Source organism: Streptomyces sp. NPDC029956, assembly GCF_055574655.1.
Genome location: NZ_JBVHZJ010000049.1, coordinates 48,729 through 63,640, shown reverse-complemented (window position 1 = coordinate 63,640; position 14,912 = coordinate 48,729). Strand labels below are relative to the sequence as shown.

Annotated in this window: 13 protein-coding genes; 9 read left to right on the top strand and 4 right to left on the bottom strand. The window is 74.7% G+C overall.

The features are described from left to right. Positions 1-350, bottom strand: a 350-nt coding sequence (locus ACZ4XX_RS30545) for a helix-turn-helix domain-containing protein (protein WP_468511103.1), incomplete at its 3' end; no start/stop codon positions are given. A gap of 131 nt (positions 351-481) precedes the next feature. On the opposite strand from ACZ4XX_RS30545, the gene ACZ4XX_RS30540 reads away from it, so the two are divergent. Beyond that, positions 482-619, top strand: a complete 138-nt coding sequence (locus ACZ4XX_RS30540; protein WP_468511102.1) for a hypothetical protein — start codon at positions 482-484, stop codon at positions 617-619. Next, positions 616-2,022 carry a MocR-like pyridoxine biosynthesis transcription factor PdxR gene (pdxR, locus tag ACZ4XX_RS30535; RefSeq protein WP_468511101.1) on the top strand — a complete coding sequence of 469 codons (1,407 nt, stop codon included), beginning with the start codon at positions 616-618 and terminating at the stop codon, positions 2,020-2,022. Before ACZ4XX_RS30540 ends, pdxR begins: the two co-directional genes overlap by 4 nt. On the opposite strand, the gene ACZ4XX_RS30530 is transcribed toward pdxR, so the two are convergent. Then, on the bottom strand, positions 2,012-2,941 hold the full coding sequence (locus ACZ4XX_RS30530; RefSeq protein ID WP_468511100.1) for a Gfo/Idh/MocA family protein: 930 nt from the start codon (positions 2,939-2,941) through the stop codon (positions 2,012-2,014). The genes pdxR and ACZ4XX_RS30530 overlap by 11 nt on opposite strands. Before the next feature lie 236 nt (positions 2,942-3,177). Between ACZ4XX_RS30530 and ACZ4XX_RS30525 the strand changes: the two genes are divergently transcribed. From ACZ4XX_RS30525 to ACZ4XX_RS30510, 4 genes are all read left to right on the top strand, one after another. Beyond that, positions 3,178-4,617 carry a hypothetical protein gene (locus ACZ4XX_RS30525; protein WP_468511099.1) on the top strand — a complete coding sequence of 480 codons (1,440 nt, stop codon included), beginning with the start codon at positions 3,178-3,180 and terminating at the stop codon, positions 4,615-4,617. Continuing rightward, on the top strand, positions 4,614-5,834 hold the full coding sequence (locus ACZ4XX_RS30520; protein WP_468511098.1) for an ARPP-2 domain-containing protein: 1,221 nt from the start codon (positions 4,614-4,616) through the stop codon (positions 5,832-5,834). Before ACZ4XX_RS30525 ends, ACZ4XX_RS30520 begins: the two co-directional genes overlap by 4 nt. A 138-nt stretch (positions 5,835-5,972) precedes the next feature. Then, positions 5,973-7,004, top strand: coding sequence for a glutamine synthetase (gene glnII, locus ACZ4XX_RS30515; protein WP_209494466.1), 1,032 nt, complete (start codon positions 5,973-5,975; stop codon positions 7,002-7,004). 452 nt (positions 7,005-7,456) lie between these two features. Beyond that, positions 7,457-8,011, top strand: coding sequence for a winged helix-turn-helix domain-containing protein (locus ACZ4XX_RS30510; RefSeq protein WP_468511097.1), 555 nt, complete (start codon positions 7,457-7,459; stop codon positions 8,009-8,011). Positions 8,012-8,033: 22 nt separating this feature from the next. Here ACZ4XX_RS30510 and ACZ4XX_RS30505 read toward each other — a convergent pair whose 3' ends face one another. Both ACZ4XX_RS30505 and ACZ4XX_RS30500 read right to left on the bottom strand, forming a co-directional pair. Next, positions 8,034-9,539 (bottom strand): PepSY-associated TM helix domain-containing protein, encoded by a 1,506-nt coding sequence (locus ACZ4XX_RS30505; protein WP_468511096.1) that lies wholly within the window; start codon positions 9,537-9,539, stop codon positions 8,034-8,036. Beyond that, positions 9,421-10,227 carry a hypothetical protein gene (locus tag ACZ4XX_RS30500; RefSeq protein ID WP_468511095.1) on the bottom strand — a complete coding sequence of 269 codons (807 nt, stop codon included), beginning with the start codon at positions 10,225-10,227 and terminating at the stop codon, positions 9,421-9,423. The genes ACZ4XX_RS30505 and ACZ4XX_RS30500 overlap by 119 nt, the downstream gene beginning before the upstream one ends. Before the next feature lie 244 nt (positions 10,228-10,471). On the opposite strand from ACZ4XX_RS30500, the gene ACZ4XX_RS30495 reads away from it, so the two are divergent. From ACZ4XX_RS30495 to ACZ4XX_RS30485, 3 genes are all read left to right on the top strand, one after another. After that, positions 10,472-11,473: an NAD-dependent epimerase/dehydratase family protein gene (locus ACZ4XX_RS30495; protein ID WP_468511094.1), complete on the top strand. Its 1,002-nt coding sequence runs from the start codon at positions 10,472-10,474 to the stop codon at positions 11,471-11,473. Positions 11,474-11,698: 225 nt separating this feature from the next. Then, positions 11,699-12,499, top strand: coding sequence for a tyrosine-protein phosphatase (locus ACZ4XX_RS30490; protein WP_468511093.1), 801 nt, complete (start codon positions 11,699-11,701; stop codon positions 12,497-12,499). A gap of 115 nt (positions 12,500-12,614) precedes the next feature. Further along, positions 12,615-14,849, top strand: a complete 2,235-nt coding sequence (locus ACZ4XX_RS30485) for a hypothetical protein (protein ID WP_468511092.1) — start codon at positions 12,615-12,617, stop codon at positions 14,847-14,849. The last annotated feature ends 63 nt before the right edge of the window (positions 14,850-14,912 follow it).

Below are 14,912 nucleotides of genomic sequence, written 5' to 3'. Positions count from 1 at the left end.
CGTGTCGACCAGTGCGTCGCGTTCTTCGGTGCAGACTGCAACGTCCTGGTGACCAAAGCGGCTACCTGCTCGTCGGTGACCGACCTGGGACCGCCAGAGCGGGGCATGTCGCCCAGACCGGCGATCCGGTGCTCGACGAACCTGGCCCGCCACCGGCCCACCGCATGCGCGGTCGAGCCGAGCCGGGCCGCGACATCCTTGTTCGAAGCACCTTCGGCACAGGCCAGGATGATCCGGCACCTCAGAGCCCATGCCTGCGGCGTGGAACGGCGCCGCACCCATCCCTCGAGTGCGGCCCGCTCCTCATCCGACAAGATCAACGCGGCCTTCGGCCGCCCGGTACGTGCCATAGACCAAGCCTACACATCTGAACAGAACTCCTGACTCAGAAGACTAGTCCCTGTCGTCGAACTCCCGCCTGCCCCGCGGCCGACGGCGGGAATGCGACGACAGGACCCAGGTCCGACAACAGGAGGACACGGTGACCGAGTCACCCGAGATGCGCGTCTCCCCTCTGTTCCGCGCCCTGCTCGGCGGGTGCGAGGACGGCGAGAAGGAGGCCGGGCGGCGGTTCCAGACCGGCGTGCGGGATCTCATGAACGACGGTGAGGACTCGTGACCACGGCGGACGGCGCCGGGCTCGGGGTCGATCTGCACCTGGAGCTGAGCGCCGCCGGCGGACGGCGGACCGTGCTCATCGCCGCCCTGCGCGAGGCCGTACGCGGCGGGCGGCTGGCCCCCGGGACCCGGCTGCCGCCCTACCGGTCGCTCGCCGCCGACCTCGGCATCGCCCGGAACACCGTCGCCGACGCGTACGCCGAACTCGTCGCCGAGGGCTGGCTCACCTCCCGCCAGGGCTCCGGGACCCGCGTCGCCGACCGGGTCGCCGCCCCCGCCCCCCGGCCCGTACCGACGACCGCGCCGCCCCCGCTCCCGTACGACCTCGTCCAGGGAAGGCCCGACCCCGCCGCCTTCCCCCGCGCCGCCTGGCTGGCGGCGGCCCGGCGGGCCCTGACGGCCGCCCCGCACGAGGCCTTCGGGATCGGCGACCCGCACGGCCGGATCGAACTGCGTCTGGCGCTCGCCGAGTACCTCGCGCGCGTGCGGGGCGTCCGCACCACCCCGGACCGGATCGTGGTCTGCTCCGGCGCCGCGCACGCGCTGCGGCTCCTCGCGCGCGTGCTCGGGCCCTCCGGCCCGTGGGCCGTCGAGGCCTACGGGCTTCCCTTCCACCGCGGGCTCCTCGCCGAGGCCGGAGTCACCACCCTGCCGGTGGCCGTCGACAGGGACGGGGCGCGGGTCGCCGACATCCCGGACCACGCGCGCGCGGTGCTGCTCACTCCCGCCCACCAGTTCCCCACCGGCGGGCCGCTGCACCCCGAACGCCGGGCCGGGGTCCTGGAGTGGGCGCGGGCCTCCGGCGGCCTGGTGATCGAGGACGACTACGACGGGGAGTTCCGCTACGACCGGCGGCCCGTGGGCGCCGTCCAGGGCCTCGACCCCGAACGGACCGTCCTCGTCGGCTCCGTCAGCAAGAGCCTCTCCCCCACCCTGCGGATCGGCTGGATGTGCCTGCCGTCCGCGCTGGTGGACCCGGTGGTCGCGGCGAAGGGCCAACGCGAGCCGTACGCCTCCGCGACGGACCAGCTCACCCTCGCCGACCTCCTCGCCTCCGGCGCGTACGACCGGCACGTCCGGCGGATGCGCCAGCGGCACCGCGGGCGGCGCGACCGGCTGACGGCGCTGCTCGCCGAACGGGTCCCGACGGTACGGGTGACGGGCATCGCCGCCGGGCTGCACGCCGTCCTGCGACTGCCCGCCGGCACGGAGCGGGCGGCCCTCGCCGCGACGGCCCGGCGCGGGGTCGCGGTGGAGGGCCTCGCCCCCTACCGGCATCCCGACGCCGGGGACCCGGACCGTCCGGACGGACTGGTGGTCGGCTACGCCACGCCGCCCGAGCGGTTGTACGGGCGGGCGCTGGAGGCGCTGTGCGACGGGCTGTCCGAGGCCCTCAGGTCCTGAGGGACGCCCCCGGCTCCTTCGCCATCGCCTCCGCCTCCGCCTCCGTCAGGATCTCCGTGAGACGGAGGCCGAAGCGGGCGTCGCAGGCGTCGGGTTCGCCCGTGCGGGCCGAGCCGACCAGGGCGTCCACCGCAGCACCGAACGCCCCCACCGCCCCGTCCCAGCGGGGCAGTTCGGCCCGCCCCCCGGCGCCGTACAGGGTGAGGGCCGCCTCCGCCGCCTCCGGCGGTGCGCTGAGGGTGAGGGTGGCGGTGCTGCTCGCGCCCGAGGTGTGGCGGAGCACCAGATGGTGGGTGTCCGCAGGACCCCGCGCCGCGGTGATCTCCGTGACGTCGCCGAGGACCGGGAGGTAGACCGACAGCACGTGCGGGCCGACATCCCACAGGCCGCCCTTCGCACGACGCCACGGGGAGGCCGCGTACTCGCTGGTCGAACCGGTCCCGTAGAGCGAGCCCAGCCAGTGCGCCTCGCCCAGGAACCAGCCGCCGACCGCCGCCTGTTCCTCGATCCAGCGGGCCGTGGGCTCGGCGAAGCGGAGCGTGCAGAAGACCACCGAGGCCACTCCCGCGGCCTCCACCGCACCGGCCACCTCCCGCGCCCCGGCGACCGTCGTCGCGACCGGCTTGTCGAGGAGGACATGGCAGCCGGCCTCCGCGGCCCGGACCGCCAGCGGGGCCTGGACGTCCGGCGGAAGCGCGAGCGCCACGGCGTCGCTGGCCTCGAAGAGCGCGTCCACGTCGTCGTACGCGCGCGTGCCCGACGCGGCGGCGAGCGCGGCCGCCGCCTCGGGGCGTCTGCCCCACACCCCGCTGAACTCGACCCCCGGATGACCGGCCAACGCGGGCGCGTGCGTGTGACCGGCCCAGGGGCCGGTGCCGAGGAGTCCGATACGGGGCTTCGCGCCCAGCTGCTTCGCCATGCCCCCAGTCTGCCGGGTGGCTCCGACAACGAGCCCGGCGGAGCCGGCCGCGGCTGTCGGCGTGGGGACCTCCCCGAAATCCGCTCGCGCCCCTCCCCCCGCCCGGTGTTAGCGTTTCCGGGCCGGCCGCGGGACTTCGGTGCGACTTCCGGAACCTGCCTCTGAAGCAACGTCTTCGCTGTTCGTGCCCTCATTCCCCGGCCGGCACCCACGCGGTACGAGAAGGGGAGAGAGCCTTGTCCGAGCTCGTCGCCGCCGAGGACGTGCTCCTCTTCGTCAACGCCGCCGTCACCGCCACCGGCCAGCGCGAGTTCCGATCCTCCGCCGCCGAGCAGCGGTTCTCGCTCCGCTTCGTCCACGAGTACGTACGGGTCAACTACCGTCCCGTGTACGCCGCGACCCTCGCGCTCGACATCAACCACCACAACGCCGCCCTCGTCGTCGAGCAGCTCCTGCGCACCGCCGACGAGGCGGGCGGGCCCGAGGAGAAGCGGGCCGAGGGACGGCTGATCGGGGCGCGGCTCGCCCTGCTGCCGCCTCAGCGGGTCTACCGGCTGTTCCGTACGCTGCGCGCCGCCGGGGTCAACAACCGGCGTACGCGCGCGATCGTGCGCGCGTGGCTCGCGGCCCGCCCCGATCCCGCCCTGGACGCGGTGAAGTACCGGAGCGGTCTGAAGGCCGCCCTCCGGCACGTCCACGGTCGGCCGGCCGACCCCGAGACCGGGGACTTCCTCTTCGCGCCGGGGCGCCGGGTCCGGTACGCGAACCCGACGCTCGACGCGTTCCGCCGCGCCCGCCACGAGCAGGGCGCGCTGTACGAGCTGCCGTTCACCGTCGCCGAGGGGTTCGCCGCCGAGCACGGCGTACCGCGTGCGGTGTTCCTGGAGCGGATCGCGCCCCGGATGACCCGGCTCGAACAGCTCAGGACCGAGCGGGCCGCCGACCTGTCCGTGATGCCGCTGACCCGGCTCGCCCTGTACGTCCTCTCGCTGCCGTCCGGCGAGCGCGTCGAGCGGCGGGCCGAGCTGACGGGAGCGCTGCGGGCCGCGGCCCGGCGCGCGGCGGGGCCGTACGCGGGGAGCTGGGGGCGGGTCACCGCCGTGCTCGACGACAGCTTCTCCTCCTCCGGTTCGGCGGTGAAGCGGCGCCGCCCGCTGGCCGTCGCGCTCGGCTGTCACCACCTCCTGGAGGCCCTCGCGGCACCGGGGGCGTACACCCCGTTCTGGACCTCGGGCGGCGACGACCCGCTGCTCGTCCGGCCGTACGGGCCGACCCCGCTCGGCCTGCGGATCCTGGACGGTCTGGAGACCGGCCCGGACCGGCTCGTGATCGTCTCGGACGGCTGGGACAACGCTCCTCCGGGGCTCGCGGGCGAGGTGCTGCGGGTGTGGCGGTCGCGGCTGGATCCGGAGCGCCGGACGAGCGTGGTGCACCTGAACCCCGTATACGACGCGCAGGGTTTCGACGTGCGCCGGCTCGCCCCGAGCGTGCCGGCGGCCGGCATCCGGGACGCCGAGGATCTGGCGGCGCTGGTGGAGATCGCGCAGTTCGCCGAGGGGCGGACGGGGTTCGCGGAGCTGCGGGCCTATCTGGACCGGCGGGTGGAGCTGTTCCTGGCCGGGACGGGCGAGGGGAGCGGAGCGCGGGAAGGAAAGGGAGAGGGGGCCGGGGGATGACCCGGATCGATCTGACCGGGCTCGACGTCCGGCCCGCCCAGGTGTGGGGCGGTGTGCGGCTGGTGCCGCTGGTGCGGGCCGAGCCCGTTCCCGGGCTGCGGCTGCACCGGGAGGTGTACGGCGGCCTCGGCGCGGTGGACCTGCCCGACCGCGCCACGTACACCTCGTACGTCCCGCACGGGTTCGTCGCCGACTGGACGGGAGCGGGGCCGGATTCGGACCCGGCGCCGGGGGCGGGCCGGCAGTCCGCCGCGTACGGGACCCGGCTCGGCGGCGCGGGCGGCGAGCGCGGAACCGGTGGCCGCGACCGGGTGCCGGAGTGCGTGCCCGTCCGCAGGATCCACCGGATGGCCAAGCGGCGGCGCGACAAGGACGGGCGCGCCGAGTCGCGGCTCCGTTTCCTGCCGCTGCACCTCGCCCTGGAGGGCTATCTCGCGCTGCACTTCGGCGGTCCTTCGATCGTCTGGGACGAGTGGTCCCGCGAGGCGGTCCGGCACGGCCTCTCGCCGCGTGCCGAGGCGGCGTACGCGGGGTGGAGCGTGCCCGGGCTCACGGAGGCGCTGCGGATCTTCGAGGTCCACCCGGGCCAGTGCGGGCTGCTCCTGTACGTGGCCGACGCGCTGGCCGCGGCCTTCGTGGTGCCGCACCCGGACGACTACCGGCTTCTGCACCCGACGCTCGTCGAGGACCTGTACGGGGAGCTGATCCACCAGTACGCGTACTACGGGGGCCCTGTGCCCGAGTTCACGGCGCGGATCCGGGACGGGGCCGGCGGCATCCGCACCCTCGCGGACCTGCGGGCGGCGGCCCGGGAGCAGGAGCGGGCCTGGGCCGCGGCGCACGACGGGATCATGGCGCGGGACCTCCTGGAGACCTCGTACGCCTTCGAGCGGGCCTATCGGGCCGGGCCGTTCGATCTGCACCGGTTCCTGCCGCCGTTCGAGCGGGGCGGGCGGGAGCAGCACATCGGCGAGCTGATCACCGACCACAAGGGGCGGACGGCCTACCTGAAGACGTTCCGGCTCTCGGAGAACCAGATCCGGAAGGGGTACCTCCTTCGGCGGCTGGCCGACTGCGACTGGCACCTGGGGCGGACGGCGGAGGCTCTCGGCACCTCGTACGCGGAGGTCGTACGGCGTGTCCGGAGCGCGGGTCTCGGCCCGCTCCTGAACACGCACGTCGTCGCACAGCGGCTCCGAGAAAATCAGGAAGGCTGAGTAACACGGGGTTCACATTCGGGCAACCGACGGGAAATCCCGTGTTGCGAAGCTGCGACCGGACACAGACACCGCAGCTTCTCGCAGCGCCGCGAGCCGCCGCGACACCCGCAGCAGCACGCCCAAAGGATGAGGCCAGTGACCTTCAAGGCTGAGTACATCTGGATCGACGGCACCGAGCCGACCGCGAAGCTTCGTTCGAAGACGAAGATCATCGTGGGCGGGGGCGCCACGCTCGGCGAGCTGCCGATCTGGGGCTTCGACGGTTCCAGCACGAACCAGGCCAAGGGCCACGCCTCGGACCGCGTCCTCAAGCCGGTCTTCGTCTGCCCGGACCCGATCCGCGGCGGCGACGACGTCCTGGTGCTGTGCGAGGTCCTCAACACGGACATGACGCCGCACGAGTCCAACACCCGTGCCGCGCTGGCCGAGGTCTCCGCGAAGTACGCCGCCCAGGAGCCGATCTTCGGCATCGAGCAGGAGTACACCTTCTTCGAGGGCACCCGCCCGCTCGGCTTCCCGGTCAACGGCTTCCCGGCCGCTCAGGGTGGCTACTACTGCGGTGTCGGCGCGGACGAGATCTTCGGCCGCCCGATCGTCGAGGCGCACCTGGAGAACTGCCTCAAGGCCGGTCTCGGCATCTCCGGCATCAACGCCGAGGTCATGCCCGGCCAGTGGGAGTTCCAGGTCGGCCCGCTGGCGCCGCTCGAGGTCTCGGACCAGCTGTGGATCGCCCGCTGGCTGCTGTACCGCACGGCCGAGGACTTCAACGTCTCCGCGACGCTGGACCCGAAGCCGGTGAAGGGCGACTGGAACGGCGCGGGCGCGCACACCAACTTCTCGACGAAGGCGATGCGCGAGGGCTACGACGCGATCATCACCGCCGCCGAGTCCCTCGGCGAGGGCTCGAAGCCGCTCGACCACGTCAAGAACTACGGCGCCGGCATCGACGACCGCCTGACGGGCCTGCACGAGACCGCCCCGTGGGACCAGTACTCCTACGGCGTCTCGGACCGCGGCGCCTCGGTCCGCATCCCGTGGCAGGTCGAGCAGGACCAGAAGGGCTACATCGAGGACCGCCGCCCGAACGCGAACGTGGACCCCTACACGGTGACCCGCCTCCTGGTGGACACCTGCTGCGAGGCCCTCGCGAAGGCCGGCCAGGTCTGATCCGCCCGTCTCCACGCCGAGAGGCGCCCACCCTTCCCGGTGGGCGCCTCTCGGCGTTCGAGCCGGGCCACCCGACGACGCGGGTCCGGGATCCCTCCCGGCCTGAACCGGTGCTCCTCCCGGCGTACGAACCCGGGCGTCTCTCCCGGCATGTGGGAAGGACGACAGGAGGTTTGGCCGGTGAAGGGGTCGTCGGGGGCATTCCCTTCTGGTTCAATAGGGATATGGCCATCACACGGAACGACATCGCGACGGGTCGTCATGACCTCGAGCCGTTCTGGCCTTCCCGGCAGCATCACGACTTCGACCGGGTGTGTTGCCGCGCGAGGAACGCGTCGGCCCTCTAAAGCCCCGATCGGTACGGTCCGATCCACGGCCTTCGGCCGACGCGCACGACGTTCGACGTACGACTCCTGTCCGTCCGTTCCTCCGCGCGAAAGAGCTGACTTCCCATGGCCCAGACCGCTCACAGCACCCCCACCGCCGTTCGTCCCGGCCGTCATCGACTGCGTGCCGTCGATCCCAACGAGGTCGTCGACTTCGCGCAGGTCGCCGACTTCCTGCCGCCCGGCGCCACCCTGCTGCCCGCTCCCCCGCACACCCTGCCGACGCTGCCGGGCCGGCCGCCGATGGTCGGGTACCTCGTGCTCGTACCGGCCGATCAGCAGCCCCGGCTGCCCGTCGCCGCTCCCGTGCCCGCGCCCGTCGCCGCCGCGGTGGAGGAGCAGGGGCCCGTCGCCATCGACGGCGTCCAGCGGATCGCCGTCGTGGACGGGCAGGCGCTCGACCTGACGTATCTCGAGTTCGAGTTGCTCGCCCATCTCGTGGCGCACCCCCACCGGGTGCACACCCGCGACCAGTTGGTCACCACCGTGTGGGGGTACGGCCACGTCGGCGACGGACGTACCGTCGACGTGCACGTGGCCCGGCTGCGGCGCAAGCTGGGCGCCGAGCACCGCCACACGATCCAGACCGTGCGGCGGGTCGGCTACAAGTACACGCCCTGACCGGGCAGTTCACCCGGCCCGGTCAGCCTGCGCGCACCTTGTTCCTCGCCCTGGACACCAGTCCCAGGGCGAGGTCCACGGTCAGGAACAGCAGCAGGCTGATGCCGAGCAGCGGGACGAACCACGCGACGACGGCCGTCACCGCGAGGAGCGGGAGCAGCATCGTCACCGGGACCTTCCGCCAGGCCCCGCGGGCCGCCGGGCGGCCCGGGCGGCGCAGCCACCACATGCGGTAGCCCCAGAGGATCAGCAGGATCAGGGCGAGCGCCAGGACCGCGAGGGCCAGCTGGTTGAAGAGGCCCAGGAACACCCCCGTGTGCGCGTCGATGCCTATCCGGGTGAGCTTCGCGAGGAGCGGGTACTCGTCGAAGCCGAGCCGGTCGATGACCTCGCCGTCCGCCGGGTTCACCGCCACCGAGTCCAGCTGGAGCGGGAACTGCGCGTCCGTCTCCTTGACCACGTACCCCTTGCCCTCGCTCGGCAGGATCACCGAGATCTTCGGGCTGTCGATGCCGGCCGCGCGGGCCGTGTCCAGGGCCTTGTCGAGGCCGATGTCCGGGCCCTGGGCGGTGCTGCCGCCGGTGTGGCCGCCGCCGTGGCCCTCGTGTTCCGAGGAGCCGCCGGCCGCGGCGCCGACGGTCGCGGTGAGCGTGGGCGTCGCGCCGCCGAGGCCGTCCTGGACGACGCCGATGTTCTCTCCCGCGTACCGCGACCAGGTCAGGCCCGTCGCCGACAGCAGGACGAGTCCGGTCACCGCCCACAGGCCGACCGTGCCGTGCCAGGACAGCGTGCGGCGGCGCGAGGCCGGGCCGCCCTCCGGGACGAACAGGGCGCGGCGGTTCTTCCGGCGCCGGCCGAGCCACAGCAGGAGGCCGCCGAGGGCGATGACCCAGAGCCAGCTCGCCGCCAGTTCGCTGTAGTTGCGGCCGGTCTCGCCGAGGTGCAGATCGCGGTGCAGACCGTCGATCCAGGTGCGCAGCGGGAGGGCGCCGGAGCTTCCGTAGCTGGGCAGCTGCCCGCGTACGTCCCCGGTGTACGGGTCCACGAAGACGGCCAGCGAGGTGTCCTCGGGGACGTCCGGGTCGGCCATCAGGACGCGGGTGGTCGCGCCGGGTTCGGCGCCGGGCCAGACGGCGGTGACGGTGCCGTTCGGGTTGACCTTGCGGGCGATGTTCACCTGCTGGGAGAGCGGCAGGGTCGTTTCGCCGACGGGGACCTCGAGCTCGTGCGCGTACACGACCTTCTCGGCCTGGAAGGAGAGCGCGTAGAGCAGACCGCTCGCGGCGGCCACGAGGAGGAACGGGGCGACGAGCACGCCCGCGTAGAAGTGGAGGCGGAGGACGAGGGGGCGGAGGGCGCTCCAGGTTCCCGCCTTCTGCTTCTGCCGGGTGGAGGGGGTGGCCGGGGGCTCAGGGGCGGCCGGTGTGGCCTCGGCGGCCTGCGTGGCCGTGGTGGCCGTGGTGGCCGTGGGGCGTTCCGACGGTGACGCCTCGGGTGTTTCCGGGCGTGCGGGATCGTCGATGGTCATCGCTGTGACTGTCCTCGGAGTCGATGCAGACAGGGGGAAGGGACCCCCGGGTCAGACGTGTGCTCCGAGGGTCGTGGCGCGGGGTACGGACAGCCGGGGCGGGCCGCGCCGGGACAGGGCGTGCGCGAGGACGACGGTGTGCGGGCGGTGGGCGCTCCGGCGGGCCCGCCGGGCGGGGCGTCGCGACGCGTCGGGGACCTGCACGCGCGCGAAGAGCCGCCGCAGGGGGGGTGAAGGCGTGGGCGAGGGCGGCTCGGGCGAGCGTGAAGAACGCGGCCTCGCCGTGCGCCAGCCAGAGGCCGCAGAGGAGCGCGGCGAGGAGGTGGGCGGCGAGCATGCCGGTGCTCATGTCCATGGACATCGCGGTGGCGGCGCCCATGTCGTGCATGCCGACCGGGCCGGCCGCTGCGTCGGCGCCCGTCATCGCGTGCGTCCCGTGCATCGCGTGCATCGCGCCCGCGCCGCTCGTACCGGTCACGCCGTGCAGGGCCGTCGCCGCCGGGTGACCCGTGTCCCCCGCCAGGGCACCGGCCCGCGAGAAGATCAGGTGCAGTGCGCCCTGGAGGACGAACAACGCGCCGGCGATCGTCGGAGCGCCCCGGCGTCGGCCCGCGGCGGCCCACGCGGCGGCGGCCGTCACGGCGAAGGCGCCGAGCAGCGCGAGCGCCGGAAGTCGGTGCGCAGACATGGACGAATGCCCCACGGCAGCCAACGTCACGCACACCACCGCGAACAGGGCGGCTCTCAACGCGCGCAGGGGCGACCGGGCATCCGTCATCGCCCGTCATGGTGCCACCCCGCTCCCCGGAGCACGAGACCCCCCTCCCGAACCGATGACGTTCCTCCCGGGCCGATGACCTTCCTCCCTCGGCGGAATCCTCCGGCAGCGAAAAGCCCTGGTCCCGGGCGGCACCACCGGGCACGCTCCGATCATGAAACTGCTGATGCTCGGAGGTACGGAATTCGTCGGCCGCGCGGTCGTCGAGGCGGCGCTCGCCCGGGGCTGGGAGGTGACCGTCTTCCATCGCGGCCGGCACGCGGCGCCGGCGGGGGTCACCTCGCTCATCGGCGACCGCACGACCGGCCCCGCCGGTCTCACCGCGCTCGCCACGGGTTCCTGGGACGCCGTCGTGGACACCTGGTCGGCCGCGCCGTCCGCGGTGCGCGACGTGGCGCGGCTGCTCGCGGACCGGGTCGGGCGGTACGCGTACGTGTCGAGCCGTTCGGTGTACGCGTGGCCGGCGGCGGCCGGGCTCGACGAGGACGGCCCGCTGGTGGACGGTTCGGCCGACGACGGGGACGTGCCGTACGCCGAGGCCAAGCGGGGCGGCGAGCTCGCCGCCACCGCGGCGTTCGGCGCGGACCGCACGCTGCTCGTCCGCGCGGGCCTGATCCTCGGCCCGTACGAGAACGTGGGCCGACTCCCCTGGTGGCTGGGCCGGATCGCGCGCGGCGGCCCGGTCCTCGCCCCGGGGCCCGCCGCGGTGTCGGTCCAGTACGTCGACGTCCGCGACCTCGCCGAGTGGACGCTCGACGCGGTGGCCGCGGGGCTCTCGGGGCCGTACAACCTCGTCTCGCCGCACGGGCACGTGACCATGGGCGATCTGCTCGACGCGTGCGTACGGGCCACCGGCTCCGACGCCGAACTCCGCTGGACCGAGCCGGAGGCGCTGGTCGAGGCCGGGGTGGCACCGTGGTCGGAGCTGCCCGTGTGGCTGCCGCCGGGCGAGATGTACGACGCGATGCACAGGGCAGACGTCTCGCGCGCCCTCGCGGCGGGGCTGCGCTGCCGGTCGGCGGCGGAGACGGTCGCGGACACATGGGCGTGGCTGGAATCGGTCGGCGGCACGGCGCCCCAGCGCCCGGACCGGCCGCAGGTCGGCCTCTCCCCCGAGCGTGAGGCGGAGGTGTTGGCGGCGCTCGCGAAGGGGTGAGCCGGGGTGGAGGCGTGGGCAGGGGGGTGGAGGCGTGGGCAGGGGGGTGGAGGCGTCGGTAGGGGCGGAGGCTCGGAGCGGGGGTGGGGCGGGCCGGGCCGGAGCCGGGTGTGCGTCGGGCCGAGTGGGCGTCGGACGAAGTGGTGTGAAACGTCTGAAACTGCTCGTTTCGCGTTGATCCACTACGGTCGACACGAACGCGTACGTACCGGAGGAGTCGACGTCATGCCCGCCATCCCCGCCACCTCCGTCGCCAACCTCCGTGACCTGGGCGGACTGCCGCTCGCTGCCGGGCGGTCCGTCCGTCCGGGCCTCGTCCTGCGTTCCGCCCAGCTCGAACGGCTGGACCCGGCCGAGCCCGCCGTGGCCGCGCTGGGCATCCGTACGGTCGTCGACCTCCGTACGGAGACCGAACGCGCCGACCGGCCCGACCAGCTTCCCCCCGGTGCCCGGGGCCTCGTCGCCGACGTGCTCGCCGACCATCTGGCCACCAGTGGGCTGCCGCCCGCCGCCCGCCTCAAGGCACTGCTCACCGACCCGGCGCTCGCCGAGGAGCACCTCGGCGGGGGCCAGGTCCGGGCGGCCTTCGCCCGGACGTACCGGACCTTCGTCTCCGGCGAGTCCGCCCGCACCGCCTACGGGACCCTCCTCACCGAGCTGGGCGCTCCGGACGCCGGGCCGCTGCTCTTCCACTGTTCGGCGGGGAAGGACCGGACGGGGTGGGCGGCGACGGTCGTCCTGTCGCTGCTCGGCGCCGACGAGAGGACCGTGCGGGAGGAGTACCTGTCGGTCAACACGGCCGTACGGCAGGCGTTCGCGCCGATGATCGAGGGGTTCACGGCCCAGGGCGGCGACCCCGATCTCGCGCTCGATCTGATCGGGGTCCTGCCGCAGTACCTGGACGCGGCGCTCGACGAAGTGGCGGTCCGGCACGGGTCGATGGAGCGGTACGTACGGGAGGGGCTCGGGGTCCCGGACGAGGTGACGGAACGGATCCGTGAGCGGCTGACGGTACGCGCGGGGTGAGCCGGCCGGGGCGTCGGCTGCGGTGTCCGCCGCCGCGTGGCCGGGCGGGTCGGTCGCGGCGGCTCCTCGTGCGCCGCCGGGGTGACCATCGGAAGAATCGCTCGTTCTGCTGAATGTGAGCACCAAGGATCTCGTTCCCTCGCCCGTGGGCCCCGTCGACGTCGAGCAGGCCGAGGCCGCGCTCGTCGAGCGCTATCCGCGTCTCGTCCGCATCGCCTACCTCGTGCTGCCGCCGTCGCTCGGCCGCAACCGCCGGGTGCTGACGGCGCACGCGCTCGTCCAGCGTTCGCTGCCGCGCCGCCGGGTCGCCGGTCCGGCCGTGCCGGAGCCGCGGCTCGCGGAGGACGCGGTCGATCCCGGTTACGCGTACGTACGGGGTGAGGTGCTGCGGCAGGCGCTCGTCGCGGGGCTGCCGCTGCGGCGCCTCGCGCTGCCGCGCCGGGCGCAGCTCCCGCCGCTGCTGCCGCACGTGTGGGGACTGCGGTTGTTCCCGCGGGTGGGCGGCGCGGACGAACTCGCCCTGGACCAGCGGCTGTCCCGGCTCTCCGGCCCGGGGCGCGCGGCGTACGTCCTGCGGGGACTGGAACGCCAGGGCGACGCGGAGGTCCTGCGGGTGCTCGCGGCGGCGGGGGTGGAGGACCCGTCGGCGGCGCTGACGGAGGCGGACGCGCTGGAGGACGGGCCGGAGGCCCCGGGTGGCGGACCGGACGGGCCGCCCCGTCCCCCGGGCGCGGACGGGGCCGGTCCGGTGGGCGGGGCCGGCGAGCAGGCGGGACCCGGCCGGGCCGGAGCCGGTCGCCCGGGCGGAGCAGCAGGCCCGGGCGAAGGCGCGGGCGGAGCAGCAGGCGCGGGCGAAGGCGCGGGCGGAGCCGGAGGCGCGGGCGGAGCCGGAGGCGCGGGCGGCGACCGGCCCGGGCACGACGTGTCCGGCCCCGCGGAAGGCACGGGCTCCCAGGGCGTCCCCCCGGCTCGGCCTGCCTTCGACCCCGGTGGTCGCCGGAGCGGTGTCGCCCTGCTGGAGTCGGACGAGTTCGATCCCTGTGCGCTGCAGGCGCGGCCCACCGATCTCCTGCGGCGGCGGCAGCACGCGCGGGCCGGGATCGTGGCCGTCGCCGCGTTGCTCGTGTGCGGGGCGCTGCTCGGGTTGCCCGGGGACGGGTGGGGCAGAAACGGTGCTGCTGCGCCCTCGTACGCCCGTAACCCCGCCGCCGAGGCCGCGCTCGATCCCGGGGCGCTCAAGCGGGTCGGTCCGGCCGTCTGGCCGGGTTCCACCCGGCAGGACTTCTCCGTCTGGCCCGCGCGCGGTGCGCTCACCGGGGACCGCGCGCTGCTGCGGCGGGCGCTCGCCGTGTGGGCGCGGCCCGGTGCGTCCGTACAGTCCTCCGCCACGCCCGGGACGCCGGTCGGGCCGCCCATGGGGCCGCCGCAGCTGCTCTTCGCCGGGGTGGTCGACGGGGCCCGGGTGGTGCTCCTGCACGACGGACTGCGGGCCGTGCGGTACGCGGAGCCCGTCGGGGGTACGGCCGGTGCCGCGCTCGACTTCGCGCGGACCGACGGGGCCGACGCCGTCGGCTCGGCCGCGCTCGTCCTGTCCCGCGCGGCTGGCAACGTCCGTTATCTGACGGCCCCCTGGGTGCGGGAGACCGCTGTGCGGGATCTCCTCGCGCCCGGCGAGGACGCGAGGCCGCTGGGGCGCGATGCCGCAGGGGTGACCGAGCCGATGACCAGTCCCGCGCTCGCGAAGGGCTGCACTCGGTGGAACACCCTTCAGGTACGGGACGGTTCCGGGCTCCGGATGCTCGCCGATCTCGGGGAGCTCGCGCCCGCCCGGCTGCTCTGGGGGCCGCCCGCCGCTCCCGTCGACGCCACGCAGCCCGAGGCGCGCGAGGCCTGGGCGCGGACCGCGTGCCAGCTGACGGCGGTACGGGCGCACGGCGTGCGGTCCGTGAGCGCCTGGCAGTTCGCCCGGCAGCCGCTGCCCGAGGGCGCCGGGCGCGGCACCTGGCTGTGCACCCGCGCGGAGACCTGGCGCGGCACCGGCAGTCGGGTCCTCGCCCAGTTCCTGGTCCCGTCGCCCACCACGCCCGCCGCGCTCGCGGCCCGTTCCGAGGGGTCGCCCGCCTGCGGTGTGCGCGATCCCCGGGTCCTGGCGGGGGTGCTCTGGCAGGCGCCCGGCGGTGGCTGGTACGTGCTGGCCGCCGGAAGCCCGGAGTTCACCGCCCTGGAGACCTCCGGCGGGGTGAAGGGCCGGTCCGACGGGCCACTGCTGGCGGTGAAGGCCGCGGCCGGGGCCCGCGCGGACCTCGACGGGACCCTGTCGGACGGGACCAGGGTGAGCGCGCTGAGGTGAGGCGTGGGCCGGGTGGGGGAGGTGGGGCAGCCGCTCCCCCACCGGCCAAAAAGACCGTGCACA

Excerpts from the sequence above, each read along its gene's own strand:
- ACZ4XX_RS30520 (WP_468511098.1), top strand. The coding sequence starts at position 4,614 with ATGACCCGGATCGATCTGACCGGGCTCGACGTCCGGCCCGCCCAGGTG.
- ACZ4XX_RS30500 (WP_468511095.1), bottom strand. The coding sequence starts at position 10,227 with ATGTCTGCGCACCGACTTCCGGCGCTCGCGCTGCTCGGCGCCTTCGCC.
- ACZ4XX_RS30530 (WP_468511100.1), bottom strand. The coding sequence starts at position 2,941 with ATGGCGAAGCAGCTGGGCGCGAAGCCCCGTATCGGACTCCTCGGCACC.
- ACZ4XX_RS30495 (WP_468511094.1), top strand. The coding sequence starts at position 10,472 with ATGAAACTGCTGATGCTCGGAGGTACGGAATTCGTCGGCCGCGCGGTC.
- ACZ4XX_RS30490 (WP_468511093.1), top strand. The coding sequence starts at position 11,699 with ATGCCCGCCATCCCCGCCACCTCCGTCGCCAACCTCCGTGACCTGGGC.
- ACZ4XX_RS30505 (WP_468511096.1), bottom strand. The coding sequence starts at position 9,539 with ATGACCATCGACGATCCCGCACGCCCGGAAACACCCGAGGCGTCACCG.
- ACZ4XX_RS30510 (WP_468511097.1), top strand. The coding sequence starts at position 7,457 with ATGGCCCAGACCGCTCACAGCACCCCCACCGCCGTTCGTCCCGGCCGT.